The sequence below is a fragment of the Bacillus sp. JZ39 genome (assembly GCF_053903145.1).
Genome location: NZ_CP096389.1, coordinates 1,265,075 through 1,291,904, shown reverse-complemented (window position 1 = coordinate 1,291,904; position 26,830 = coordinate 1,265,075). Strand labels below are relative to the sequence as shown.

The 26,830-nt window shown below is 45.1% G+C and carries 28 protein-coding genes; 9 read left to right on the top strand and 19 right to left on the bottom strand.

Translation table 11 applies throughout. From position 1 onward, the window contains the following. The first annotated feature begins 138 nt into the window (after window positions 1-138). Window positions 139-480: an HTH-type transcriptional regulator Xre gene (gene xre, locus M1D65_RS06745; RefSeq protein WP_003232719.1), complete on the top strand. Its 342-nt coding sequence runs from the start codon at window positions 139-141 to the stop codon at window positions 478-480. A 162-nt stretch (window positions 481-642) separates the two neighbouring features. Then, window positions 643-1,239 carry an ImmA/IrrE family metallo-endopeptidase gene (locus M1D65_RS06740; protein ID WP_003232721.1) on the top strand — a complete coding sequence of 199 codons (597 nt, stop codon included), beginning with the start codon at window positions 643-645 and terminating at the stop codon, window positions 1,237-1,239. A 43-nt stretch (window positions 1,240-1,282) separates the two neighbouring features. Here M1D65_RS06740 and M1D65_RS06735 read toward each other — a convergent pair whose 3' ends face one another. Together M1D65_RS06735 and M1D65_RS06730 are read right to left on the bottom strand one after the other, a co-directional pair. Then, entirely contained in the window at window positions 1,283-2,119 is an 837-nt protein-coding gene (locus M1D65_RS06735) for a manganese catalase family protein (RefSeq protein ID WP_456270818.1), read from the bottom strand. Between the two features lie 76 nt (window positions 2,120-2,195). Continuing rightward, a complete protein-coding gene (locus M1D65_RS06730; protein ID WP_161619677.1) occupies window positions 2,196-2,798 on the bottom strand; it encodes a poly-gamma-glutamate hydrolase family protein in 603 nt (200 codons plus the stop codon). Between the two features lie 104 nt (window positions 2,799-2,902). Here M1D65_RS06730 and M1D65_RS06725 point away from each other — a divergent pair, with 104 nt between their 5' ends. Continuing rightward, window positions 2,903-3,280, top strand: coding sequence for a PH domain-containing protein (locus M1D65_RS06725; RefSeq protein ID WP_015715726.1), 378 nt, complete (start codon window positions 2,903-2,905; stop codon window positions 3,278-3,280). A 39-nt stretch (window positions 3,281-3,319) separates the two neighbouring features. On the opposite strand, the gene M1D65_RS06720 is transcribed toward M1D65_RS06725, so the two are convergent. Further along, window positions 3,320-4,273, bottom strand: coding sequence for an N-acetylmuramoyl-L-alanine amidase (locus M1D65_RS06720; protein ID WP_456270817.1), 954 nt, complete (start codon window positions 4,271-4,273; stop codon window positions 3,320-3,322). Window positions 4,274-4,393: 120 nt separating this feature from the next. On the opposite strand from M1D65_RS06720, the gene M1D65_RS06715 reads away from it, so the two are divergent. Continuing rightward, window positions 4,394-4,651, top strand: a complete 258-nt coding sequence (locus M1D65_RS06715) for a YciI family protein (RefSeq protein ID WP_003232731.1) — start codon at window positions 4,394-4,396, stop codon at window positions 4,649-4,651. Between the two features lie 30 nt (window positions 4,652-4,681). Here M1D65_RS06715 and phrA read toward each other — a convergent pair whose 3' ends face one another. From phrA to yjoB, 3 genes are all read right to left on the bottom strand, one after another. Beyond that, on the bottom strand, window positions 4,682-4,816 hold the full coding sequence (phrA, locus tag M1D65_RS06710) for a phosphatase RapA inhibitor PhrA (RefSeq protein ID WP_003245487.1): 135 nt from the start codon (window positions 4,814-4,816) through the stop codon (window positions 4,682-4,684). Further along, a complete protein-coding gene (gene rapA / locus M1D65_RS06705; protein WP_015252291.1) occupies window positions 4,806-5,942 on the bottom strand; it encodes a response regulator aspartate phosphatase RapA in 1,137 nt (378 codons plus the stop codon). Before rapA ends, phrA begins: the two co-directional genes overlap by 11 nt. A 144-nt stretch (window positions 5,943-6,086) precedes the next feature. Then, entirely contained in the window at window positions 6,087-7,358 is a 1,272-nt protein-coding gene (gene yjoB, locus M1D65_RS06700) for an ATPase YjoB (protein ID WP_003245490.1), read from the bottom strand. 148 nt (window positions 7,359-7,506) lie between these two features. On the opposite strand from yjoB, the gene M1D65_RS06695 reads away from it, so the two are divergent. Beyond that, complete coding sequence (locus M1D65_RS06695) at window positions 7,507-7,971, top strand: DinB family protein (protein ID WP_014479541.1); 465 nt, start codon at window positions 7,507-7,509, stop codon at window positions 7,969-7,971. Between the two features lie 225 nt (window positions 7,972-8,196). Further along, window positions 8,197-8,961: a sulfite exporter TauE/SafE family protein gene (locus tag M1D65_RS06690; protein ID WP_014476525.1), complete on the top strand. Its 765-nt coding sequence runs from the start codon at window positions 8,197-8,199 to the stop codon at window positions 8,959-8,961. A gap of 38 nt (window positions 8,962-8,999) precedes the next feature. Here the strand turns inward: M1D65_RS06690 and M1D65_RS06685 are convergent, their stop codons facing one another. The 13 genes from M1D65_RS06685 to M1D65_RS06625 all read right to left on the bottom strand — a co-directional run bounded on the left by M1D65_RS06685 (window position 9,000) and on the right by M1D65_RS06625 (window position 24,085). Further along, window positions 9,000-10,493 (bottom strand): UxaA family hydrolase, encoded by a 1,494-nt coding sequence (locus M1D65_RS06685; protein ID WP_064671278.1) that lies wholly within the window; start codon window positions 10,491-10,493, stop codon window positions 9,000-9,002. Next, window positions 10,490-11,932, bottom strand: coding sequence for a tagaturonate reductase (locus M1D65_RS06680; protein ID WP_064671277.1), 1,443 nt, complete (start codon window positions 11,930-11,932; stop codon window positions 10,490-10,492). Before M1D65_RS06680 ends, M1D65_RS06685 begins: the two co-directional genes overlap by 4 nt. A 76-nt stretch (window positions 11,933-12,008) precedes the next feature. Then, complete coding sequence (locus M1D65_RS06675) at window positions 12,009-13,010, bottom strand: LacI family DNA-binding transcriptional regulator (RefSeq protein ID WP_021479486.1); 1,002 nt, start codon at window positions 13,008-13,010, stop codon at window positions 12,009-12,011. Between the two features lie 87 nt (window positions 13,011-13,097). Continuing rightward, complete coding sequence (locus tag M1D65_RS06670) at window positions 13,098-14,366, bottom strand: MFS transporter (RefSeq protein ID WP_021479487.1); 1,269 nt, start codon at window positions 14,364-14,366, stop codon at window positions 13,098-13,100. 47 nt (window positions 14,367-14,413) lie between these two features. After that, the gene (locus tag M1D65_RS06665; protein ID WP_064671276.1) at window positions 14,414-15,250 is read right to left on the bottom strand and encodes an SDR family oxidoreductase; all 837 of its coding nucleotides are present in this window, start codon (window positions 15,248-15,250) and stop codon (window positions 14,414-14,416) included. Next, window positions 15,247-16,326 carry a mannonate dehydratase gene (gene uxuA, locus M1D65_RS06660; protein ID WP_232567432.1) on the bottom strand — a complete coding sequence of 360 codons (1,080 nt, stop codon included), beginning with the start codon at window positions 16,324-16,326 and terminating at the stop codon, window positions 15,247-15,249. Before uxuA ends, M1D65_RS06665 begins: the two co-directional genes overlap by 4 nt. A gap of 24 nt (window positions 16,327-16,350) precedes the next feature. Beyond that, window positions 16,351-17,370 carry a zinc-binding alcohol dehydrogenase family protein gene (locus tag M1D65_RS06655; protein WP_456270816.1) on the bottom strand — a complete coding sequence of 340 codons (1,020 nt, stop codon included), beginning with the start codon at window positions 17,368-17,370 and terminating at the stop codon, window positions 16,351-16,353. Between the two features lie 5 nt (window positions 17,371-17,375). Next, window positions 17,376-18,389, bottom strand: a complete 1,014-nt coding sequence (gene allD / locus M1D65_RS06650) for an ureidoglycolate dehydrogenase (RefSeq protein ID WP_021479490.1) — start codon at window positions 18,387-18,389, stop codon at window positions 17,376-17,378. 104 nt (window positions 18,390-18,493) lie between these two features. Then, window positions 18,494-19,873 (bottom strand): MFS transporter, encoded by a 1,380-nt coding sequence (locus M1D65_RS06645; RefSeq protein WP_282627455.1) that lies wholly within the window; start codon window positions 19,871-19,873, stop codon window positions 18,494-18,496. 67 nt (window positions 19,874-19,940) lie between these two features. Then, window positions 19,941-21,362 carry a glucuronate isomerase gene (gene uxaC / locus M1D65_RS06640; RefSeq protein WP_161619681.1) on the bottom strand — a complete coding sequence of 474 codons (1,422 nt, stop codon included), beginning with the start codon at window positions 21,360-21,362 and terminating at the stop codon, window positions 19,941-19,943. Between the two features lie 196 nt (window positions 21,363-21,558). Beyond that, entirely contained in the window at window positions 21,559-22,737 is a 1,179-nt protein-coding gene (locus tag M1D65_RS06635; protein WP_003232765.1) for an NAD(P)/FAD-dependent oxidoreductase, read from the bottom strand. A 39-nt stretch (window positions 22,738-22,776) separates the two neighbouring features. After that, the gene (locus tag M1D65_RS06630) at window positions 22,777-23,199 is read right to left on the bottom strand and encodes a DUF1641 domain-containing protein (protein WP_003220510.1); all 423 of its coding nucleotides are present in this window, start codon (window positions 23,197-23,199) and stop codon (window positions 22,777-22,779) included. 388 nt (window positions 23,200-23,587) lie between these two features. Further along, window positions 23,588-24,085 carry a cupin domain-containing protein gene (locus M1D65_RS06625; protein ID WP_456270815.1) on the bottom strand — a complete coding sequence of 166 codons (498 nt, stop codon included), beginning with the start codon at window positions 24,083-24,085 and terminating at the stop codon, window positions 23,588-23,590. A gap of 131 nt (window positions 24,086-24,216) precedes the next feature. Here M1D65_RS06625 and M1D65_RS06620 point away from each other — a divergent pair, with 131 nt between their 5' ends. From M1D65_RS06620 to M1D65_RS06610, 3 genes are all read left to right on the top strand, one after another. Then, complete coding sequence (locus tag M1D65_RS06620) at window positions 24,217-25,191, top strand: DMT family transporter (RefSeq protein ID WP_032725494.1); 975 nt, start codon at window positions 24,217-24,219, stop codon at window positions 25,189-25,191. A 119-nt stretch (window positions 25,192-25,310) separates the two neighbouring features. Then, the gene (locus M1D65_RS06615; protein WP_003232774.1) at window positions 25,311-26,063 is read left to right on the top strand and encodes an ABC transporter ATP-binding protein; all 753 of its coding nucleotides are present in this window, start codon (window positions 25,311-25,313) and stop codon (window positions 26,061-26,063) included. Further along, window positions 26,063-26,815, top strand: coding sequence for an ABC transporter permease (locus M1D65_RS06610; RefSeq protein ID WP_003232776.1), 753 nt, complete (start codon window positions 26,063-26,065; stop codon window positions 26,813-26,815). The genes M1D65_RS06615 and M1D65_RS06610 overlap by 1 nt, the downstream gene beginning before the upstream one ends. Window positions 26,816-26,830 lie beyond the last annotated feature (15 nt).

The following is a 26,830-nucleotide window of genomic DNA, read 5'->3' as shown; positions in this document are numbered from 1 at the left end:
AACTGTTACCAAGTATAAACGATACGAACTGTATCATCAAGTTATTTTTGATACTTTTTTTATCATAACTTTATTTTGATACATATTGTATCTATAATCATAAGTAACGTAGGGAGTTTAAAAAAGAGAGGTCATAGTATGATAGGCGGCAGATTGAAGAGTCTCAGAGGGAAAAGGACACAGGAAGAAATCGCATCACACATCGGTGTGTCACGGGCACGATATTCCCACTATGAAAATGGGCGAAGCGAACCTGATTACGACACACTCCAAAAGCTGGCTGATTACTTTCAAGTAACGACTGATTACTTATTAACGGGAAAAGACAAAAAATCCGATGACGATATGTTCTCAGATCCGGACCTGCAGCTTGCATACCGCGATATGCAGGATTTTTCCCCAGAAAGCAAACAGCAGGCCATCGAATTTATCAACTATTTAAAAGAAAAAGAGAAAAACCGCAAACCGAAAAATAAATAAATCGTTCTCTGTTCTCTAAAACATATAAAAAGTAGACCGATATAAAGAAAAAAGTGTTTATTTTTTAAAGAAAAGGGAAAGATTTCTACACTACTTTCCAGTCCTATACGGGCTTTTCTTTCTCGCTAAAAACAGAACAAATGTTCGAAAGGGAGTATTCAATTGGGCGATTACTTATCACATCTGGAAGAATACGTTAAAAATTTATACGGCCGGCTGGGCATCACATCCCCTCATCACATTGACATGCTGAAAATCGCAAAGGATCTGGATATTTGGGTGCATTTTGAGGATATGGGGAGCATGATGGTGAAATACGACGGCATGTACAGTATCGTATTGAACCAAAAAAAGTCACGGGAAGAGCAATGGGAGGATTTTGGCCATGAGCTGTGCCACGTGTTAAAGCATGCAGGCAATCATTTTCAGATGAACAAGCTCTTCAGAGAGCTTCAAGAATTTCAGGCAAATCAATTTATGTACCACTTCTGTGTGCCAACCTTTATGCTGTTGCAGATGGAACTGCCGCAATGGAGAAGCCAGGCACTCGCCACAATTGCGGCGGTATTCCGGGTAACAAAGGAATTTGCTGATAAAAGGCTTGACATGTTTGAACGGCGTAAAGCAGGTATTCAATTTCAGAAGCGGCTCGCTTATTTATTATCTCACAAGCGGCCAAATGCGTACGAGGAAGGCGATCAGCAGCACTTGCAGGTCGCTGAGGAAAAAGCGTTATATCATATTGGCAAAAACATCTGATCAAATACGGGCTAAGGATATATTCCTCAGCCCAGAAGAGAACCTAACATTTCGACATTGGGGGAACTGTATTATGCAGCCACATGGGCGCCGGTTTAAGGTGAGGCGCAGATACGAACGCAATCGGAGCCGGGATATACCTGAATTCACCCCGGCCGTCAAAGGCTTCCCCATGTGCCCATCTTCCTTGCGAGCTTTCATCCCCCCTGGAAAAGTTAAACAAATCATAGGAGACTTCTTGCTTTTCGAGCTCACGCGGGAACGTCGTCGGGACGACAATATCCCGTTCTCTTTCCTCCAGCTCTTTAATGGCCGCGTACCACATATTTTGATGATAGGTATCCCTTGCAATCAAAAATGACAGCATATCTCTTACCCCTGGATCATCGGTCATGGCATAAAGCCGTGTCACCTGAAGGCGTCCTTGGGCCTCCGCATTTAAGTTAGCGCGAAAATCGGCCAGCAGGTTTCCGCTTGAGATAATGTATTTTGCATTCCACGGATAGCCCTCACTATCTGATGCCATCGCCCCCAATCCGGACACAATCGCGTGCTGAGGATTCATCCCTGACATGACTGCTGCGATAGCAGGATTGCTTTTATAAGCATCCTCCTGTACATCCGCGGGTGCATTGTCCAGAAGCCTGGAAATCATCGTTGCCAGCATTTCTACGTGCCCGATCTCTTCGGTCCCCACATCATATAACAAATCTTTATACTTAGCATCCGCCCTGCAGTTAAACCCTTGAAACAAATACTGCATCATGACGCTAATTTCACCGAATTGGCCGCCGAGCACCTCTTGAAGTTTTTTCGCATAAACCGGATCGGGATGAGCTGGCTTTGCTTGATATTGAAGCTCTTTTATATGATAAAACATGAATCATTCCTCCCTACACTTTCGCACAATCCCAGCGTATGAAGGAATAGGCTGACAGTGCAGGTCCCGTTTCGTTTTATGTATAAAAGCCAAGCTTGACAGCTTCCACATATCGATCAAACAAATCGTTTTGTATGTAGCTTTTATCACGGCACCCAAAATTGCAGAACAGCGCGTTTCGCTGTGCCGTGCTCACCTCCAATTGCAGCCCCATTTCTCTTTTCGTCCGATTGACAATATTGTTTGGGTGTACACCTGCCAGGCGGTCTTTCTCATTAGTGAGCTCGGCGCTAAAACCCGCTTCATTCAGACGCTCACAAATGAGCTTGGCTTTTTTACGATCCGCCCCGCCGACCAAAGTATGCGGGATGTTTGGATCATAATACCCGTGAAACGCTAATGCGTAATGGTGGTCATTCACTTTTTCTAAAGCCAGCGGCTCATCAAAACGAATGCTAGTGAGATGCAAGGAACGGTTGTTTCGCGGCTTTAGACCCTCAAACAAATAGATGGAACATCGATCCGAAAATGCCCGCACCAATTCACTGACGCCAGGCTCAATTCTGCCGCCGTGGGGACCGAGGACGATAAGCTCACTTCCGTTTTTCTCCTCATAAATAATCCGGTACTCCGACTCAGAAGCAGAAAGGGCTGCAAAGCTGTCATACATATCTTTCATTTTGAACGCCCCCTTTACCAGTCAGCACCAGTTTACTCTACTCATCTATGAATGAAAACCTTTTTTATAGTATGATTTGATAGAATACGCAGAGGAGGTATATGATGGGGTTTATTGATGGATTACTCGGCAATGCATCAACACTGTCAACGGCAGCTGTGAAAGAAGAGCTTGCCCATATTTTGCTGGAGGGTGAGAATGTTGAAGCCGCGTTTAAGCTGGTTCGCGATTTGATTGTCTTTACTGAAAAGCGGCTTATCCTTGTGGATAAACAGGGAATCACAGGCAAGAAAACGGAGTTTCAATCGATTCCGTACAAAAGCATTTCCAGATTCAGCGTGGAAACCGCCGGCCGCTTTGATCTCGATTCAGAGCTGAAAATTTGGATCTCCGGCGCAGAACTTCCTGCCGTCTCAAAGCAGTTTAAAAAAGATGAGAGCATTTATGATATTCAAAAGGTGCTTGCCGCAGTTTGTATGTAAGATAAAAAGACGGAAGCTTCACAGCTTCCGTCTTTTCATTTACAGCTTTTCCTCCAGCTTCGCTTTCGTTTTCGGACCGTAAATCCCATCAGCCGTTAAACCGCTGACAGACTGAAAACGTTTCACTGCATTTGCTGTTTTCGGGCCATAAACGCCGTCAACGCCGTGATTTTCCGCTCCTTTATCAGGATAAAAATAAAGAGCGGCTAAAGCGGTCTGCACCTGCTTTACTTTTGTCCCTTTCGTCAGCGGGCTTGTCACTTTGATCACGCCGGATGGGAGCGGATATGAGGATGCGGCATGGCTTTTAGAAGCAGATGCCGTCTGAGGCAGTTTGATCACTTGTCCGACTTTAATGTAATTCGGGTCAGTAATATGATTGATGCTTTGCAGCGTTTTCACACTGACTCCGTGTGATGCGGCAATCCCTGACAATGTGTCGCCTTTTTTCACCTGATATACAGACGCTGAAGAAGAGACTGCAGCTTTTTTAGCTGATAAGCCCCCGTTTAATTCCTTTTCAATTGCCGCCTTCACTTGATCCCAGCGCCCCTCTGATAAAATGCGGTGCGGGCAATACTTTCCGTTCCAGTCCTGGTGCTTTCTCACACGATCGATGCCCCAGCCGCGCTCCTTCAAAAGCTGTGCAACAAATGAAATCGCCAAGGCTTCAGCTGCCTCATACTTCGGGCCTCCCGATTTGCTGTAGCAAATCTCAACACCGATTGATTTGCGGTTTCCCGGACCGTTTGTGCCGTCACCTGTGTGCCAGGCGTTTCGGTTAAGCGGCAGACCTTGAATCACCTCTTGATCATCGACCGCAAAATGAAAGCTTGTCGAGCTTGTGTTCCCGATCATATAGCTGATTTCATTGGCCGCTGATGCATCGTTTGCCGTGTTGTGAATGGTAATGTATTCAGCGGACATTGCATTAGGACACTTCAACGCGTATTTCGCCTCAGAAACCAAATTTTTCTTTACTGGAATGCTCACCTATCATCTCTCCTTTTCTTTTTTCATAAATAGGTGGCATTCGTAGGACGAAAAGCTCATATCATCTATCACCGTAATATGGATAAATGTGTTAAACTGAAGTTCACGGAGGGTCTGAATATGTATACATATTTAATGCTGACAATGAGAACGGAGAAATTTAATCAGGAGCATGTGGCTGGGCACTATGAATTTCTGGATCGTTTACAAGCAGAAAAACGTTTAAAAATGTTTGGGCCATTCAGCGACGCCACAGGCGGAGCGTATGTCATCGAAGCAGATTCACTGGAAGAGGCAGCGGAAATCGGCCATGCGGATCCGCTGGTGGCAAGTGGATCTTCTGAGCTGACGATAAAAGAATGGAAGCTGAAGAAATAAAAAAGACCCCTAAGGGTCTTTTTTTATGCATCATGTTTGATTGCGTGCCGCAATATGAAATGTTTTCCCTTCTGTGTTTGCTGTTTCACCTGCATGAACCATCACCTGAGTAAAGCTGAACCCGACCGCAACGAGCAACAAACCTGACATCCATTTAGATTTCATATAAACAATCTCCTCTCTGGATTTGTTTTTGTGCGTGCACCATTTTCTCATAAAATGAAAGTGCTTTTTCGGGCTGTCCGTTTTCTATATAGAATTGGGCAGCATCATGCGCCAGCTCTTCAATATAAGGATACAGCATATGTTCTTCAAGAAATTGAAAGGTGTGTGAGACCGATTCTGTGTCAATGTTTTTTCCGTATAACGCATGTAAAAATTGAAAAAGCTCCACAAATAATTCATCACTGTATTGACGGGCGATTTCCAATCCTTCACGATACTTTTTTTGCGCTTCGGCGTCATTTTTTTGTTTATACAGAACTTGTGTTAAAGAGTAGATAGAATGCGGAAGATTATCGAACTTTTCCGACTTGCAAATAGAAACAGATTTCTCAAAGTATTCGGCTGCCTTTTGCAGTTCACCCATTTTCTCATAGCAGTTTCCGAGATTATACAGGGCGGAACTGATCAGGCGGGGATTGCCTTCTTTCTTTGCAAGATCTAAAGCCAGTTCTAAGTGGGGCAATGCTCTTTCTGGATACTGCATATCATCATAATTACCTGCAATAACGAATTCACATTGGATTCTGCGGACGGTGTATGTTTCATACATTTGGTATGTTTCTAATGCCTGAACGGCGTAGCTCATCGAAACATAGGTTTGTTTTAAATTGTAAAAAATCTCAGCCATTTTAAAAGCAAACTCGGCTTTCTCAATATCATCCGAGACGAGGGCAAGATTCTTTTCTGCCCGTTTATAATACATCATGGCACTGACAAACATCTTCTGCTTAAATTCATACATTCCTCGAAAAAAATTAAAGTAATATTCGAGAAGCCCTGTCAGCTTGTACTGATTCCCTTCGATGTCTTCTAATAATTCTGAAAACTCTAGCTGCGACGTGTCCTCTCCAAAAGGCTTAATGTAATCCAGCATGACACGATGCCTGAACTCCATTAAAGAATAATACAGCAGCAAATCTTGGTCTTCTTCCATATCCTCAATTTCTCTTTCTACTTCGAGCTTGACCCGTTCGGCTTCAGCGACGTGGAACTGCCGGATATGAGTATACCATTCATTAATTTTAAGCCCGACATAAGAGGACGGAATCGTCTGCTTCATCCTCAATTAATCCCCCCTTTTGAATTACCCGAGATATGTCATATTTTATCATATTTACAAGAAAAAGAAGAACGCAAAATAACCGCAATTGTCGAATTTCGGCTAACCGCAACAAAAAAGCACGGGTTTTTCAAACACCCGTGCTTTCTTTTAGTGAAAACCGACTTTGTTTCTTTCCATCCAGCTTCCCCGCTGGCTTTTTCTTTGCTCTCCTGTCATGTCTTTCACCATGGTTTCAATATGGTGATTCCCTTCTTGGTGCCATTGAAGGGCTGAAGATACATATAATTCTCCCAGCTGTGCAAAGGAAAAGCCTTCTGTAAGTTTTGCGGCGTTTTTTATTTCTCCTTCACTCAAAAAGATGCCAAAGCCTCTCATTTTCATATATTCCAGCCGCAGCTCTTCATCCGGAAGCCCGATTTCATAGGCACGGTCAAATCGCCCTGCACGATTCATCAAACCTGGATCGATCTCTTCGGGATAGTTTGTCGTACCGATGAGAAATAGCCCCTCTTTTGATGTCGCGCCGTCCAGCGTATTGAGAAAAAAGGACCGCACATCTTCCGGCATCGAATCTATATCCTCGATGACCAGAACTGCAGGAGCGAGGCGTCTCGCTGCCTGAAAGACTTCTTCTATTGTCTCGCTCGACGTAAATTCAGTAATTTGCCAATAAGCAACAGGTGCATCGATACTGCCTGCGATCGACTTCACTAACGTCGTCTTTCCGTTTCCAGGAGGTCCATATAACAGAATGCCGCGCTTGTAAGGGATGTCATATGTTTGATAAAACGATTTATCACTATGAAAAAACTGATCAATTGATCTGTATATCTCCTTTTTCAATAGCGGATTCATGATGACTTGACTCCGCTGAACCTCTCTGACAATGGCTTCCTGCTCTCTTGAAGTCCCTCCATCTCCATCCGTAAACACGGTCACTTTCCGCTTGCTTTTTTCCCAAAGACGCGGTCTGACTCCCTCCAGAAATGCACGCATCTTTTCATCGTTAACCGCAAACAGACAATCAAAACTCATAATGCTCCCATCTTGAAAATATGGAATTCTGGCAAAAGCAACTCCCTTTTCGGGATACGCGTATACACTGTTTCTTATAGACTTATGGACGGTATAATCCGGTTCTTTCTCATCTTCATCGTAAGCAAAGGTTTTCTTTTCAAGCTTTTCAAATATATATGCCACATGCTCAGGCTCCAATGAACCGCTGCGGACATCTTCTACAAGAAGCTCCCAGTATTCCGTATTTGGATCATCACTGGCATAGAGCTCATAGAATACACCGTATTGATCATAAAGCGTTTCTTCAATCCGTGTGATAAGGTAACCGAAAGTGCCGTAGCCCGCCGCAGCTCTTTCATTCTCTTTTTCTTCGTACTGATAAATGAAAGGTATGTTAGTCATGTTTATACTCCATTTCATGTTTTGTGAACGTTATATATACGATTGACATAGCATTTTGTTTCATCCCACAGCATATTACTTGTGAATTCGTAACCGTTGATATAGGATTTCATTGCACCATTTATTTTTACATATGGAGGAGAACATAATGAGCCAATCCAATCAAATTGTCAGCCATTTTTTATCCCATCGAAACGTGACCAATGAGCTTGCCGAAAAAATCAGCAAAGACCATTACAGCTACAAACCGGCAGAAACATCAATGTCAGCAGAAGAGCTGGTCAAACACATTCTTACGTCTTTCCACTTGTTCGCAAATGTCATTAAGGAAGGCAATGCCTCACCATTTCAAAACAAGCAGGAAGAAACAGAAACAGATCTCAATGTTCTGGCAAAAACATATACAGAAAAAACGGCCGCTATCCTTGAACAGCTGACTGAAGAGCAGCTGGACAGAGAAATTGATCTGACATCCGCTTTCGGCAGAAAAGTCACAGGCCGCGCGTTACTTCAGCTTGCAATGGAGCATGAAATTCACCATAAAGGCAACCTGTTCGTTTATGTGCGTGAAATGGGCCACACTGAGCTTCCTTTCTATCAGCAGCGCATGTAGCGTAAACAAGAAAAAAGATACCTGTTAAGAGGTATCTTTTTTTTTGCGCCTTTAGTACTTCTCGATTTCGTCCAGACACTCATTATAGGGCAAATGAATAGAGATATTGAGCATACCAAAATTTCAAGCAGCTAACGTGCAAAAATTCAAAAAATTTAATTGATTAACGCGTCCTAATCATATATAATCTGATAAAAATAGTCGGGTTTTCAGGAGGCCTTTATCATGAGTGTAAGCATCATATTGATGGGTTTGTTTGTCGGAGCCTTAGTCGGATTGACGGGAGTGGGTGGAGCGGCCTTATTAACTCCCCTTTTAATTGTGCTTGGAATTAATCCTTCCATCGCGGTCGGTACAGATCTTGTATATAACTCGATCACAAAGCTGTTTGGCGTTGCCTCCCATTGGCGGCAGAAAACGATTAATTTTAAATTGGTAAAATACTTAGCCATCGGCAGTATTCCGAGTGCTTCGCTAGCCATTGGCATCTTGCATTTGTTCCCCGCCTTTCACCAGCATCAGGAAGAAATTATTAAGCACGCTCTAGGATATGTGTTAACGCTGGTTGCCATTTCAATCATCGTTCGTTTGTTTTTGGATAGAAAACTTCGTCCCAACCGCTGGCAGCTGATGCCGCTTGAAAATAAGCGGGCGCTGACGATTCTTATTGGTGTTGTGTTTGGGTTTATCGTCGGCTTAACATCAATCGGTTCCGGCTCATTATTTGCAATCGCCATGATTTACTTATTTAACATGAAAGCGTCACAGATTGTCGGAACAGATATCGCGCATGCATTTCTTCTTGTTACGGCAGCAGGCATTTTGAACGCTAGCTTCGGAAGCGTGGATTACATGCTGGCAGCTAATCTGCTCATTGGTTCAATTCCCGGCGTGCTGATCGGAAGCCATCTTTCGCCTCGATTCTCCCCGCGTCCACTGCAATTTATTATGGCGTCCATTATTTTAGTCAGCGGTTTAAAATTGATTTAATGAAGAAGGCTATCCGCTTGAAGGATAGCCTTTTCTTATTATAGCGTCACACCCGATTTAAAAATGGCGAGTTCTCTGAAATCATTTTTTTCATGGTTCACAAGCTGGCCGCTTGCCACCTCAACCATATAGTGGATAAACTCACGCAGCACATATTCCTCATGAACATCATCCTCTGCTAAAAGGCCTGCGTTAAAATCAATCCAATGCGGCTTCCCTTCATACAGCTCGGTGTTTGTCGCTACTTTCACCGTCGGGACAAAGGTGCCAAACGGCGTGCCTCTCCCCGTTGTAAAGAGGACAATTTGGCAGCCGGCCGCCGCCAATGCGGAGGAGGCGATCAAATCATTGCCTGGCGCGCTCAAAAGCGTCAGCCCTCTTGTCTTGAGCACTTCCCCGTATTTCAAGACATCCGTGACAGGAGAAATCCCCGCTTTTTGCGTACAGCCCAGCGATTTATCCTCAAGTGTAGAAATGCCGCCCGCTTTGTTGCCCGGTGAAGGATTTTCGTACACCGGCTGATCATGTTTGATAAAATATTGTTTAAAATCATTGATTAATTGGACTATCTTATGAAACACTTCTTCATTGGCAGCCCGCTGCATCAGGATGGTTTCTGCGCCGAACATTTCCGGTACTTCCGTCAGCACCGTGCTCCCTCCCTGTGCAATGAGATAATCTGAAAAACGGCCTAGCAGCGGGTTTGCGGTTATGCCGGAAAAACCGTCCGAACCTCCGCATTTCAGCCCGATCTTCAGTTCAGACAGCGGAATGTCTTCTCTCTTATCTCCTTTGGCCGCTTCATGAATTTCCTTCAGCAAAGCAACGCCTGCCTCCATTTCGTCGGTCACCGACTGGGATTCCAGAAACTTCACCCGCTTCAAGTTCACATCTTGCAGTGCTTCCTTCATTCTTGCCAGCTCATTGTTTTCACAGCCAAGCCCTAACACCAAGACGCCGCCGGCATTTGGATGGCGAATGGCATTCAGCAGGATTTGCTTCGTATTTTCGTGATCATCGCCAAGCTGCGAGCATCCGTATTGATGCTTTAACACCAGTACGTTATCAAATGGAGCGATATCCCCTGTTTCTCTGACAAAACGCTGCAGCATTTTTTCTGCTATTCCATTGACACAGCCGACAGTTGGGACAATCCACAATTCATTCCGTACACCCGCATCTCCGTTTTCTCTTCTAAAACCTTTAAACGTCCGGTTCTCATTAGTATACGGATTTTCATCAAATCTTGGTGTATAGCTGTATGATTGGATATCAGACAGGTTGGTTTTCGTATTATGGACATGAATATGCTCTCCGATCGAGATATCTTGTGATGCATGACCGATTGGAAACCCGTACTTGATGATGCTGTCGTTTTCTTTAATAGGCTGCAATGCAATCTTATGGCCTCTTTTTATATCATCCTTTACTTCAATCGACACGCCGTCCGCATGCAGCCTCTCTCCCTTTTGGATATCCCGCAGAGCAAGAAGGACATTATCTTGCTTATGAATCTTTATAAACGACTTCAACGTACCTCTCCCCCTTGTATGCAGTATTGTTCAAGAGCCCGCTGCATGCCCAGCTCATGAATAAGATTCAAGTAAACAGCGACTCTATCAGTCAGCTTCGGTATCTCATTGAGATCTGCCCCCCATAGCCGCTGTTCGCCTAACACTCTTGATGCAATCCGAAGCATGTCGCCATCCTCCTGACACCAAACCTCTTTGAAAAATTGAAGAACTGCCGGATCATCCTGCAATGTCTCGTTATCATGATAAAAATACAGAAGAGCGCTGAAAGAAAACACCAAGCGTTCAGGAAGCTGTCCCTTTTGTTCAGCATATTCCTTAAGAGTCGGCAGGTTTCTCGTTTTGAATTTGGAAACGGAGTTCAATGCAATGCTTTCCAGGTAATGCTTAATATACGGGTTTTTAAAACGGTTCAGCACATCGTCAGCATACTGAAAAAGACCTTCCATTTTTAAAACAGGAAGAATTTCGTCGTCAATCAGCTCTCTTATAAATCGCCCAACTTCCGGATGCTCGACAGCATCCCAAACAGTTTTTAAGCCGTATAATAAAGCCACTGGCGTCATTGCTGTATGAGCGCCATTTAAAATTCTTACTTTTTTAGTCCGGTATGGGGTGAGGTCGCTGACGATCTTTGTATGGAGCCCTGCAGCCGCAAAGGGAAGTTCTTTTCCAATCCAATCAGGCCCCTCGATAACCCATAAATAATATTGCTCTCCCACAACTATCAAATCATCCTGATAGCCAAGATCCGCCGTGATCTCATCAATGCTGTCGACGGGAAAACCCGGAACAATCCGGTCTACTAAACTATTACAAAATGTATTGGCCTCATGAATCCACTGTGTAAATCCTTCCTCCAGCTTCCACAGACCTGCATAATGAAGAACCGTTTCCTTCAGCTTTTCGCCGTTGTTCTCAATCAGTTCACATGGGATTAGGACACACCCTTTTGTCTGATCTCCTTTAAAAGCCTGATAGCGGAAGTAGAGAAATGCAGTTAATTTCCCAGGGAATGTTTTTTGCGGCCTATCCTCTAAACGATCTTTTTCATCACATACAATCCCAGCCTCAGTGGTGTTGGAGATGATAAACCGAAGCCTTTCGCTTGATGCCAATTCTTTGTATGCTTCATAATCAGAAAACAGGTCAATCCCCCGGCTGATTGAGTTGATAATCATATGCTCGTTTACCGCTTCTCCGTCTTTCATTCCTTGTAAAAAAAGCGTATATAATCCATCTTGCTGATTTAATCGTTTGATTTTTTCTGAGCCTCTTGGCTGGACAACTGCCACGCTCCCATTAAAATCAGTGTGTTGATTCAATTGATCAATCTGCCAATCGACAAATCCCCGAAGAAAGTTTCCTTCTCCGAACTGGAGAATTTTTTCTGGATACTGAGTATAGTGATCGTACACATTTTTATTCAGCTTCTGCACCCGTATTGCCTCCCTCTCCTTTTATGCACACGTTAACATTTTTCTTTATAAAGAATGCCCGCTGAAAAACGGGACATCACGTCGTCAATCGTCTGACTGAATCACGCACCATGAATTCTGTGTTTTCCAAGATTTTTTCTGCTTTTGTTTCGGGCTCGCTGATCAGAGACAAGAGTTTTTGCGCACCGAGCACGCTGATTTTCTCCACTGGGCGCTTTACTGTTGTAAGTCTTGGCGTGATGTACTGTGAAAACCCAATATCATCAAACCCGATCACCGAAATATCATCAGGAACGCGCAGGCCCTTTGCGAATATCGCATTCATCGCTCCGATTGCCATGTCATCATTCGAACAAAAAACAGCGGTTGGAGGATTCGGCAGTGCCAGCAGCCTCTCCATCGCTTGAAAGCCGCTTTCCATATCGTACTGTCCTTTGACACTGTATTCATGCTTGATCGGAATATGATGTTGAATCAGTGCAGATAAGTAGCCTTCCTTTCGCTGCTGGGAGGATTTAAAGCCTTCGATCCCCTCGATGATGGCGATGTCTTGATGGCCGGACTGAATGAAGTATTCTACAGCTTCTTGAGAGCCTTCCTTGTCATTGGACAAAATATTCGTGATGGTGCGATCATCAATATCACGATTCAGCACGACAAGCGGAATGTTTTTTTCGCGAATATGGTAAATGAAAGAATTATCAATGTCACTTTGGCTCATTAAAATGATGCCGTCATATCTCATCGGTGTAACGGAGTCATAGTTTTTCAGATCATCAATGCCGCGCACATACAGATTGTAATCCTCACTTATGGCTTGATTGACGCCTTTGATTGTGTCTGCAAAGAAGCTGTGTGAAGTTCCGTTTGTAATGCTTGTAAAGAACAGCCCGATCGTATGCGACTTTTGCATCGCCAGACTTTTCGCATTTACATTTGGTGTATAGTTGAGCTGCTCTGCTAGCTCTAATATCTTTTTCTTCGTATGTTCTTTGATGTAAGGACTGTTGTTGAGTGCTCTGGAAACGGTTGTGTGGGATACGTTTGCGAGTTTTGCGATATCTTTTATGGTTACCATCTAATTCCCTTCCTTATCATACCGGCTGCGATTATTTACTGTATATTGTATCATCAAACATACCGCCTCTCCCACTATATTTCCAGATTAATAAGACACAGGATTCTCAGCTTCTGTTCCCGCTGGCTTGCCAATGATTGGACGGACAAAACGAATCACAGCAAGTGAAGCGAAGACAGCCAGCCCTCCGGCAAGCAAAAATGCTCCAGAAAACGTGCCTGTTTGGTCAACAATAAATCCGGTTAGAGCCGGGCCGATAATTCCTGCCGTGTTGGCGAGGAAATGCATGAAGCCGCCAACAGAACCGACATTGTTTTGATCAACCACATCTTGAATGACAGCCCAATAGATAGCACCGGTCAAATAAAGAAAGAACACTGACAGAGCGACAAGAGTGACAGCCCCTGCAGTCGTTGCCACAAGCCCGGCAAAACCAATCAGGACAGCTGATGAAAACAAACACGTGACAAGCACAACCTTGCGCGAGAACAGCACACCTTTTCGGGCCGTTTTTTTGTACACATAGTCAGAAACAAATCCTCCCGCAGCCAGCCCGATAAATCCTAAAATCCACGGTATGACCGTGATGACACTCATCGATTCAACACTTAATCCCCGTTCGTCGACAAGATAGCTCGGAAACCATGTCAAAAAGAAGAAGAGGATGTAGTTGTAAGCGAAAAAAGCGAACGCCGTGAATAGGACCGTTTTTTGCTTCAGGTAAAAGGTTAGCGGAATTTTTTCTCCGGGAGACGTTTCTGCTTTTATTGCCGGTGCTTCCTTCATCGTCTCTTGCGGCTTTTCTTTGACAAACTTGAACCAGAGCACTGCCCATATCAATCCAATAATCATAATGAGAACGAAGGATACCTTCCAGCTGAACGCCACTGCGATCATGCCGACTATCGGGCCGGAAATGGCTCCCCCGAGGGGCGTGCCGCTGTTGGTTACACCGATAACGGACGCCCGCTGGGTCGGCGGGAACCAGTTGTTCACCATCTTGTTGATGGTCGCCGAAAGCGGGCCTTCTCCCATTCCGAAGAGAATGCGTATAATCAGCAGACTGACAAAGCCAAAAGCGAGGGCGACTGCTCCGCTAAACAGCGACCAAACAACCATCGCGACAAACAAGGTTAGCTTTGCCCCATAGCGGTCGGATGCCACGCCCCCAAGAAAGTTAAAAATCGCATAACCAATCGAAAAACTGCTGAAAATCAAGCCCATTTGCGTTGCAGACAATGTGAGATCATCCTGAATAAAAGGAGCTGCAATGGAAAGCGCCGAGCGATCCAGGTAATTAATCACCCCTGCCAGGAACAAAAAAAGGATAACGGGAAGCTTATCTTTTGAAAACATCTCAACCTCACCCCTATGTTGGTTCAGTTTCTGTTGCACCGCTTTCGTTACACACCTGAATAAGCCATAAATCCTCCATCGACAGGAACGGTGATCCCAGTGACAAAACCGGAATAGGATTCATCCGCCAGCCAAAGAAGCGTACCGAGCAAATCCTCGGGTTTTCCGAAGCGCTTCATCGGTGTTCCCGCAATAATTTTGTGAGATCGGCTGGTGAACGTTCCGTCTTGGTTGATCAGCAGATCATGATTTTGTTTTGTCAGAAAGAAGCCTGGGGCAATCGCATTGACCCGCAGCCCGGTTTCGGCAAAATGAACAGCCATCCACATCGTAAAATTATTGATCGATGCTTTAGCGGCACTGTATGCCGGAACCTTTGTCATAGGTGAATAAGCACTCATCGAAGAAAAATTGATAATCGCGGGTGAATCCACCTTCAGCAGTTCTTTTCCAAACACTTGCGAGGCCAGAAACGCACCGGTGAAGTTGGTGGAGAATACAGTTAGAAAGCCCCTCTCATCCATATCAAAAAAGGATTGGCCTTCTCCCGCTTCTTCATATGTCTCCACATCGGTTATCGCGGCAGGATGATTGCCGCCAGCCCCGTTAATTAACAGATCAACAGCGCCAAATTGGCCAAGGATGTCTTCCTTTGCCCGCTCCAGTGACATCCTGTCCAGCACATCCGCAGCAACAGCGCACGCTGTGCCGCCAGCCGCCGTTATCTCCTTCACGACCGCTTGGCCTTTTTCAGCCGTCCGATTCAATATCGCCACCTTCATGCCATGACGGGCTAGCTCCCGTGCCATCGCAGAGCAAAGCACGCCGCTGCCGCCAGTGATGACAGCCGTTTTACCAGCCAGGTTCTCATGCAGCGGGATCATACGCCCACCTCTTTTTTTGCCATTGCTTCATAGGCGTCCCACAGCCCGTTCAAATACATGATGCCAAGTGCCCGATCGTATAAGCCATATCCCGGGCGGCATTGCTCGCCCCAAAGATGGCGCCCATGATCCGGTCTGACATATCCTTCGTAATCCTGCTTATGCAGTTCTTCCATCACGCCTTGAATGTTGATCGAACCATCCTTTGTTAAATGAGATGTTTCAATAAAATCACCATTCTCATAAATTTTCACATTGCGAATATGTGAAAATGGAGCGATGCCGGCATACGTTTTAGCGATCTCCACCATGTCGTTAGCGGGATTGGCTCCCATTGAACCTGTACAAAGGGTGATACAATTAGACGGTGAATCTGATATCGCCCGCAGTTTCTTATAGCTTGCCTCTCCTGTGATAATGCGCGGCAGTCCGAAAATCGGCCACGGCGGGTCATCCGGATGAATGGCCATTTGAACACCATAGGCCTCAGCAACAGGAAGAATTTCCTGCAAAAAGAATGATAAATTGTCCCATAGCTTTTCTTCATCGACCGTTCTGTAGGCAGCAAAAAGCTCTTTGATCCGAGCCAATTTTTCGGGTTCCCACCCCGGCAGTGTCATGTCAGATGCTTCCTCCACCGTCCGAATCAGCTCTTGAGGATCAAGGCTTTCCACCTTGGCCTTTTCAAAAAACAGAGCGGTCGATCCATCTTCTAGCGGCCGGAACATGTCCGTGCGTGTCCAGTCAAAAACCGGCATAAAATTATAGCAGATCACTTTCACGCCAAATCCGGCAAGGTTGCGGATCGTTTGCTTGTAGTTTTCAATATACCGGCTGCGTTCTTCGTTCCCAAGTTTAATTGCTTCGTGAACATTCACGCTTTCTACAACTTCAGCATGAAAACCATAGGATTGAATATATTCGGTCTCGGCTCTGATTTCTTCTTTTTCCCACACGTCGCCGACAGGCTTTTGATGGAGAGCCCAAACGATGCCTTTGACTCCGGGAATTTGCTTCACGTGTTCAAGTGTGACTGTATCGTTGCCTCGTCCATACCATCGGAATGTCATATTCATGCTCGCACCTCCGGATTCAGTCATTTAATCAAACGTGATGACGGCTTTCCGCACCTGATCTGGATGCTCCTTAATAAACTGAAATGCGTGATGAACGTCATCAACTGAAAATGTATGGGTCACCAGCCCGTTATGCACTAACCGGCCTCCATTCAAAAGCTCTACTACTTTTGGAAACTGATTGGTCTGCAATCGCGATCCGGTTATCGTGACTTCTTTTTTTGTAATCGGCAGCTGTGAAATCTGAGCCGCTCTTTCATCAAATCCAAGCACAACCACATGTCCCGCCGGTGACACAGCCTCAATTGAAAGTGCAAAAGTCTCCGGCAGGCAAACAGCATCAATGACCACGTTTGCTCCTTCATTCCTAGTCCATTCAAGGACCCGCTCGGCAACATGTTCTGCTTGGACATTTACAACAGCATCGGCGCCGTTTTCTTTCGCAAATAACAGCCGCTCGTTGTTCAAGTCAGTCATCATGACAGCAGCGCCCGCCAGCTTTGCCATTTTTAACACACAGATCCCAATGGGCCCCGCTCCCTGGATCAGGACGGTATCACCTTTTTCCACCTGGCCTCTCCACACTGCCTGGGCGCCTATCGTATAAGGCTCGGCCATGACTGCTTCCTCCCAAGGCAAGTCCTTTAAGACCGCGTGAAGCTGCCTTTCCGGAAGCACAATATATTCCCGCATGCCTCCGTCCTCATGTACGCCAAATACAGAAAGCTTGGCGCAAACATTCGGCCGCCCTTTGCGGCAGGCATAGCACGATCCGCAATAAGAAATCGGCTCAATCACCACATGATCACCGGGTTTTAGGCTCTGTACATTCGCACCAACTGCCTCCACTTGTCCCGTTACCTCGTGTCCGATAACTCTCGGGAGGGTAGCAAGCGGATTCGTTCCATGATAAATGTGCATGTCTGAACCGCAAATGCCGACTCGCTTGACTTTCACGAGCACTTCATCATCCTTTGAAAGAACTGGCTTCTTCACCTCCGCTGTCACCAGATCATACGCTTTTCGTACTTGAACCGCTTTCATTTTACTCACCTGCTTTTTAAGAATTCATACACGCTCCGAGCGATAGAAATTCCGTTTTTCTTATTTCTTTCTTCATGCAGCTGCTCGATCTCGCCGGGCACATACACTCTTTCGAATCCAACAGCCGGCGGTGATTGCTGCAGTTCATCAATCATGGCATCCATCTGCTCTAAAAACGTATCCCAGTCAGTAAAAAAGGCTGGATTGATCGCGCAAACGTAATGCCCCAGCTTTCTTTTTTGATCAAGGCCGCTGTACATTTTGGCAATATGAGGGCCAAAAGCCGCGCCCGCCAGCAATCCTGAAAACACATCCACCACAATCGATAGTCCATAGCCTTTCGGGCCCCCGAATGTTGAAAGTGAGACGACCTTGTCAGGATCAGTTACTGCTTCTCCGTTTTCATCGACTCCCCATCCTTCAGGAATTTCTTTGCCCTCTTCACGGGCCTGCAGAATCTTCCCAAAAGCCACTTTGGATGTCGCCATATCTAGGATAAACGGTTTTTTATGCTTAGCCGGAACACCGTAAGCAATCGGATTTGTTCCTAAAAAAGGAGTCCTCCCCCCAAACGGGACAACGATACTGTCTGTATGCGTCATTGCTATTCCGATCAGCTTTTCGTCAGCCGCTTTTTGCACAAAATAGCTTAGCGCTCCGCAATGGCTGCTGTTTACGGCCGTGACCATGCCGACTCCTTTTTTCTTCGCCATGTCAATTGCATGGTCCATCGCCATGTCGCAATTCACATGACCGAAACCATCGTCTCCGTCAAGCACCCCGGTCACAGGCCCCGTTTCTTTAAAAACAGGCTGTGCCCCAGGATTGATCCCTCCCGCTAAAAGCCTGTTCACATAGTGTTCTGTGCGCAGCACGCCATGCGAATGTACATTGCGCAAATCAGCGTGTACGAGAACATCTGCTACTTTTTCAGCATCTCGTTCATTCAAACCGGCACTGGCCAGCTTTTGCCGAACGAGTTCCTTTGCTTCTTTAGCTGCAATTGTTATCGTTTTCAAGCAAGTGCCTCCTTCCTTTTCAGTTTTTTGGGCACTCTCCTAGCGAACCCCCTACAAACACATTTTATTTACAAATTATTTTAAATATTCTCTATATTATATTGTCAGATCTTTTGCTGAAGACCCTGAACGATCTGAGCATGCTGCTGGTCTGTGAGTTTATAAAGAAAGCCGATAATGATCATCGCTAATGCCAAAGCAATGGCCGGATACAGAAGCAGAAGCGCTTTGATGCCAATCAGCGCCTGTGCTGTCTGGACTGCATTCGGCACATAGCCGATAATCCCCAAACCGATCCCTGAGAGAAAGCCAGACAAAGATTGAGCAAGCTTTCTTGAGAAATTGAAAAGTGAATATGTCGTTGCTTCCTTCCGTTCACCGGATTTCCATTCGCCATAGTCGATAATATCGGAGACAAGAGCCCACGTGATGCCATTTGGGATACTGATTCCGATAAAGGCGATACTGGCGAGAATTGTAAACACATAAACGTTAGATGGAAGCATAAAGTTGATCAGATCCGCGGCCACACTGATGCCGAAGCCGATCATTGCCGTTCGTTTCTTTCCAAACATCTTGACGAGCTTTGGAAGGAATACGACGCCCAAAAAGGAAGAACCAATAATGATGAAGTTCATATAAGCCATTAATTCAACATTGCCCAAGTTATATTGTGCGAAATAGACGAGCATGGCAGATTTAATGTTGTATGCGGAAATTGAAAAAATCGTCATCAGGACAAGGGTTAACAGCGGTTTATTTGTAATAAATGTTTTGACGACAGATGAGAGTGTTAATTTTTCTTTTGGTGCTTCCGATATGACAATGCGCTCTTTGCAGTTGCGGTAGCAAATATAAAACCAAAACACACCGAGCGCGGCGAATAAGCCCATGACCACCGGGTAGCCGACCTTCGGATTATCAAACTTGACGAGCAGCGGCATCACGGCCACACTTGTGATAAACAAGGCGCCAAGTGATCCGATTTGGCGGAACGTCGAAATGGAGGTCCGGTCCTCAGAATTTTGAGTCATCGCTGCCCCTAATGAGCCGTACGGAATATTCACAAACGAATAGCCGATGCCCCAAATCATATAGGATGCATATGCATAAATCAGTTTTCCGGTCGTTGATACATTGGGAGACAGAAAAATAAGAACAGTAAGCACCGCAAGCACGATGCTGCCGATTAATAGATAAGGCCTGAATTTCCCCCGTTTGCCAATGTTTTTGCGATAATCGATTGATGAGCCGACAATTGGATCTGTTATCGCTGCAAACAGCTTACTGACTAAAAAAATGCCGCCGGCCATCGCAGCGGGGATTCCCGCTACATCAGTGAAATACTTCAATAAATAAATCTGGCCGAGATCAAACATAAAACCGTTGCCAAAATCACCAAAACCATAGGACATTTTCTCTTTCAATGAAAGCCTTTTTTCCGTTTCGACCGACACAACCTTATTTGCCAGTTCAGTTCGCATGTTCCACCTCTGTGTCTTAAGAATTTTCGGATAGTGATCCGCTCAGCGATGCTGAGCGGACACTTTGTTACACGTTTGCTTTCTCTTCTTGAAATTGGAAGTAGTGTTTCGCATTGTCATAGCAAATCCCCTGAACGATGCTTCCCAGAAGCTCCATATCGCGCGGCACTTCGCCGTTTTCCACCCATTCTCCAATCAAATTGCAGACGATCCGCCTGAAATATTCGTGACGCGTATACGAAAGAAAGCTTCTGGAATCGGTGAGCATGCCGATAAAACGGCTGAAAAGGCCAACATTTGATAACGCTTTCATTTGATCGAGCATCCCGTCTTTAGTATCGTTAAACCACCAGGCTGTGCCGAATTGTATTTTTCCTGGGGTAATACCGTCCTGAAAACTGTTGATCATGCTGGCGATGACATAGTTATCATTTGGATTCAGTGAATATAAAATCGTTTTCGGCAGTTGGTTCTTCATCTCAACTGAGTTCAGCAGCTTGTATAAAGGCTTAGCAATTTCTTCATCGTTCATTGAATCATAGCCTGTATCAGGTCCGAGCCTTTTCATCATTTTTGTATTCGTGTTTCTTAAAGCGTTGATATGAAACTGCATCGCCCAATCGAGCTCCGCATACAAACCGCAAAGAAACTGAAGCGTATGTGTCTTAAATTTCTTCTCATCTTCATAAGAAACCTCTGTTCCTTGTAATCTGTCAGAAAAAATCCGTCCAGCTTCTTCTTTTGTTGTTTCGGCAAATACCATTGAATCTATCGCGTGATCAGAAACTCTGCCGCCGGCTGAGTGGAAGAATCGCACTCGTTTTTCCAACGCCTTTAAAAACTCATCATAGGTTGTAATCGATATGGCGGCGGCATCTTCAAGCGCCTGCACCCACTCAGGAAAGCCTTCACGATTGATCTCAAGTCCTTTATCCGGCCGAAATCCAGGCAGCACGCTGACAGGAAAGTCTTTGTCTTCTCTTAATAATAGATGGTATTCAAGAGAATCAACAGGGTCATCTGTGGTGCACACGACCTTTACATTTGATTTCACGATTAAATCCCTTGCCCCGAAGCCTTCCCCTTTGAGCAGTTCATTTGTCCGTTTCCATATAGCCGGCCCAGACTTCTCGTTTAAAATCTCATAAATGCCAAAAAAACGCTGCAATTCTAAGTGAGTCCAGTTATAGAGCGGATTGCCGATCGCCATCGGCACGGTTTTCGCCCAAGCCATAAATTTCTCCTCATCAGGCGCATCTCCGGTGATGTATGTCTCCTCAATTCCATTGGCTCTCATGATGCGCCATTTATAATGGTCACCATACAGCCAGGCTTCCGTGATGTTTTGAAATGTCTTATTTTCATAGATTTCTTTCGGACTTAAGTGGCAGTGGTAATCAATAATTGGCATGTCTTTCGCAAAATTATGATAGAGGCTGACAGCGGTTTCATTTTTCAATAAAAAGTTTTCGCCCATGAAGGGTTCCATGTCCTCACCGTCTTTCATTCTATTTCAAAATGTTAACGTTAACATTTTGATTTGTTTTTATTTTACCTTTATATTCCTCTGGGATCAATCTCTTTTTTGAAAATGAAATGTTAACGCTATCATAAACATAAAAAAAGACATTGCCAGAAGCACTCGGTAAGGAACGCTTTTGGCAATGTCAGATTCATTAAAAGGATTAGTAAGCCAGGCTGAAAAGTCCTTTAATGTGTGTTAAGTAACGTACGTTACTTGCTTCTTTCATCAAGGAAGCAGGAAGACCTTTAAGCGGTGTAGAATTAGCACCAATGATGGCAACCGCGTCTTTGCGTCCAAGGCTTGCAAGTGTACCAGAGTTTACTGGCTTGAATGTTTCAAGCGTTTTGCCTTCCAGGTAAGCGAATAGGTTGTAACCGATCAGCTCACCCATTTGCCATGCGATTTGTGCAGTTGGCGGGTATGGACGGCCGTCTGGACCGAAGTAAACTGCGCTGTCTCCAGCAACGAATACATCTTCATGAGATGTAGATTGCAGGAAGTCATTTACAGTCGCGCGTCCGCGGTTCACTTCTAGACCTGATTCACCGACTAATGGGTTACCTTGTACGCCGCCAGTCCAAACAAATGTGTTGGCAACAACTTTAGATCCGTCTTTCAGATCGATTACGTTTCCTTCTACATTTGTAACAGGAAGACCTGTTAAGAACTCAACGCCGCGTTTTTCAAGGCTTGCAGTCGCACGCTCGATAAGATCATCCGGAAGAACAGGAAGGATCTTCGGACCTGCTTCAACAAGTTTCAATTTGATTTCTTTATGGTCTACGCCGTATTTTTTCGCAAGGTTCGGCATGATGTCAGCAAGCTCACCAACAAGCTCAACACCTGTTAAGCCGCCGCCGCCGATAAGGATTGTTGCATCTGCTTCGTTTTTCGTTTTAGAGTACTCGCGCACACGATCTTCAACATGCTGGAAGACTTTGTTCGCATCAGCAGCAGATTTCAATACCATGCTGTTTTCTTCAAGACCTGGGATGCCGAAGTAAGCCGTTACAGAACCAAGACCTACAACAAGCGCATCGTAAGTTAATGTAGAACCGTCAGCAAGCGCAACTTCTTTTTTATCAACAGAGAAAGAGCTTACTTCCGCAATTTTAAGATCAATGTCTTTGCCTTTGAAAAGTTTTTCTAATGGCATTGCAACCGCTTTTTCAGACACGTTGCCTGCAGCAAGGCGGTGTAATTCCGTAATGATTTGGTGAGTAGGGTATTTGTTTACCACTGTCACGCGTGCTTGTTCTTTTGTGTAATGTTTGCGAACTGTTAGAGCAGAAAGAACTCCGCCATAACCAGCGCCTAGAATGACAATATGTTTTGACATCGTATATCCTCCGTCCTTTATATCAATTTGAATCTGAGATTATTTTTGGTTTTCGCGTTCGTTCATGACTTCAAGGTAGCTGTTAGCAAAACGGAACAGCTTTTGAGCTTGAGGATCTTTCAGCATGCGAAGAAGGCCGAAAAGTCCAATTGTTTCGTTGCTTGCTTCCGCGCGGTCTTTTGCTTCAATCGCAGTCGCAGCTACTTCTTTCGCTGTTTCTTTTACAGGCTCGAGAATTTCAGTGATCGCACCGACTGTGTCGCTCTTTAACACTTCGTCAGTCGCTACAGACTGAGCGAAATCATAAGACTTCGTTAAAATATTCACTAACTCAGTCAGCTTCGGAAGCTGGTCAACTAAAACAGTCAATGATTCTTGAACTTCTGGCTTTAATAGCTGATCAATAAGATCTTGCTGGCTTTGGCTGACAGACGCATTTGTTTGATCGATTGTTTCTGGCATATCCAATTCTCCTTTACTATAAGCAGTTTGCTGATTTTTTTGGAAAGGGTAGTGCCTCTCCCTGTCTCACGCTTTTAAGGCATAAGAATAAGGATTGTGAATTCGTGCACAATCATTTACAAAAATAAATGTTTACTACCCAGTTTTTCATCTTGCCATATTCAGTATTATTTTTATCTAAAAATAAACAATTGAATAAGTCAAAATCCTTTACTCTCTCTGAAAATAGCAAACACAAAAAACTCCAATTCGATTACCTTCTATATGATAACACTTTTTGAACAAAATTTGAACGTGAATTGCTTCGATTATGAAATTAATTTATATGGAGCTCATGTCATATCGTTTCTGCGGCACTAGTTATTGACAATCCAGCAATTTCTCCCCTTCACTTTACCCATATTTCCAATAGAGGCTCTCTTTTTCCTGTGATCGGATCATTCGCCGGCAACGCCGCCTGCTTAATCTGTTTGAGCGCTTCCTCCCGCTCATTCGGTTTCCCCGTCTTTATATCATACTGAACGCCACCGGGATAGGCGCCAAGGACAGTAAAATCGGGGCTTGAGTTGAGCTTTTTATGTCCGTCTCCGGCTGGAATCACGACTGCGTCGCCTGATTTGAAAGGGATGGCAGCCCCTTTTTCTCCCCCAAACTGAATCACAGCCTCTCCCCTAAGGGCAATCAGGACTTCATGCGTATTGCTGTGATAATGATGGTATGGAAAAACACTCCCTGACCAGCTGTTTGACCAGCCATGCCGGATGACGATCCGCTCTGCCAGTCCGGTGTCCTTAAGCGCGTTTTGATACACCACGAGCGGAAAATCAGGGTGATTCGGAATCCTGCCGTCATCCGGAAAGAAGTATGTCTGTGTCTCTTTTTCCATCAATTACACCTCCCTTTTTTGTCTTCCACACATAGCGGTTCGCAAAACATGATGTTTTTCTCATGATTCCATTGATCTGCATGATACCGAATAGTATAGTATAAAAAAATAATGCCAGAATGAGGGATATCATGAAAGCTATCGTTATCGGAATATTGGCTTCACTCTTTTTCGCCGTTACCTTTATCTTAAACAGAGCGATGGAGTTATCAGGAGGCAGCTGGCTTTGGAGCTCTTCGCTGCGCTTTATTTTTATGGTGCCGTTTTTATGTTTGATTGTCATCATGAGAGGGACATTCACGCCTCTCTTACTAGAGATGAGGAAAAAGCCGTTTTATTGGATCAAATGGAGCTTCGTCGGCTTCGTGCTTTTTTACGCGCCGATTACATTTGCGGCTGCATACGGTCCGGGGTGGCTCATAGCCGGAACCTGGCAAATTACAATTGTAGCCGGGGTGCTCTTATCTCCTTTGTTTTATGTCAAACAAGATATGCCGGGCGGTCCGCAGCTCGTTCGCCAAAAGATTCCCCTGGTTTCACTTGGCACTTCCATGATCATCCTGATTGGAGCGGCTCTGATTCAGCTTCAGCATGCAGAATCGCTTTCTGGGAGGATGCTGCTTTTCAGTGTGCTGCCGGTTGTCATTGCGGCTTTTGCCTATCCGTTAGGAAACAGGAGAATGCTCGAAGAATACGGAGGCCGGCTTGATACATTTCAGCGCGTGCTTGGAATGACATTGGCAAGCCTTCCATTCTGGCTTATATTAGCAGCTTACGGCTGGTGGTCAGATGGCCTTCCAACAGCAAGCCAAACCGTTCAATCCTTTATCGTTGCCGTCAGCTCAGGCATCATTGCGACGGTTTTATTTTTCTGGGCCACTGATATGGTAAGAGACAATCCGCAAAAACTCGCAGCTGTTGAAGCCACTCAAGCCGGTGAAGTGATTTTCGCGCTGCTTGGTGAAATTGTTCTGCTGTCAGGCGTTTTCCCATCTCTTTTATCATTTGCCGGTTTGTTCATTATAATAGCGGGGATGATGTTACATACCTTCGCTTCACAGCCGAGAAAACCGAAAAAGAAAGCACAGTCAAATCTGACTGCGTAGCATCTGCAGGAGAATGGGTGAAAGCCTGTTCTCCTTTATTTGTGCTACCAAAAGGAATCTGTTTCACGTTATAGTTAAATATAATGTCAGCCTACTTATATTGAAAGGTGATTATTGTAATGGAAGCAAACGATCAAACACAAAACATACCAGCCATCTCCTTCAGATCAGTCAGAAAAAGCTATAAACAAGATGGACAAACCTATGATGTGCTGCAGGATGTCACCGGAGACATTCAACAGGGCGCAATCGTAGCCGTTTTAGGTCCTTCCGGCTCAGGCAAAAGCACCCTCCTTTCTATGTGTAATTTAATGAGAACGCCTGACAGCGGCGAAGTCAACATATACGGAAAGGAAGTCAGAGAATGGAATGTCAATGAGCTGAGGCGAACGGCAGCCCTCGCGTTTCAATCGGCTCCCGTGCTCGACGGGACAGTGCGTGACAATTTAAGTCTTGTACAAAGGCTGCATCAATCCCAGCTGTACTCTCCTGAAAAGCTGGCTTCGCTTGCAGGGCTGCCGCCAGAGTTGTTAGACAGAAGCGCCAGAGACTTATCGGGCGGGCAGCGGCAAAGACTGTCACTGGCCAGAACGCTCTCAAATCCTTCCTCCATTCTATTGTTGGACGAAATCACATCGGCCTTGGACCCGGTTTCTGCTCTTGAGATTGAAGAACTGATCAAACGTCAGCATCAAGAGAAAAAATGGACAGTCATGTGGGTCACTCATAATATGGAGCAGGCAAAACGAATAGCCGATACCATTTGGTTTATGGCAGATGGCCGGCTGCTTGAAATCGCTGAAACCGACACATTTTTCTCCGCTCCGCAGCATGAAGCAGCGAAAGAATTTTTGAAGGGAGGCACTCGGTAATGGATTACCTTTCTCTCTCTTTAACGATGATCTTTGTTTTGATCGCCTTGTTTTTATCAAAATCCTTTAAAGCCGGTGTAGAAAAAGACATGATCATCGCCACCATCCGGGCCGCGGTGCAGCTGCTTATCATCGGTTATGTTTTGTCGCTGATTTTTCGCGGAGACCACCCTGTTTTTATCCTGCTGATGGTGCTGTTAATGCTCGCGGTGGCGGCGCAAAATGTCATCAAGCGAAAGAAAAATACTATCGGTTCGTTTTGGAGGGTGTTTGCCGCGTTAGCAATCGTAGAAATTGTGACGCAGGGAATTCTGCTGTCCCTTCATATCATTCCGCTTACGGCACGATATGTCATTCCGATCAGCGGGATGGTCATCGGAAATTCGATGGTGCTCTCAAGTTTGTTTCTAAACCGGCTTAACTCAGAAGTCGGCGTTCGCAAAGAAGAAATTCAATTAATATTGTCACTTGGCGGCACACCGAAGCAATCCATACAGCGCATTCTTACCTCAGCGATGAAAATGAGTATGATCCCGACGCTCGAAAGCCAGAAAACACTGGGTCTTGTCCAGCTTCCCGGCATGATGACTGGCCAGATTCTAGCCGGCGCGGACCCGATTCAGGCAGTACGCTTTCAACTCTTAATCGTGTTTACAACGATGGCCTCAGCCGCGCTGACTTGTGTAATCTTAAGCGTGCTGACATACCCATCATTATTCACCGTTCATCAGCAGCTGAAGCAGAATGAATGACAGACAAAAGCCGCT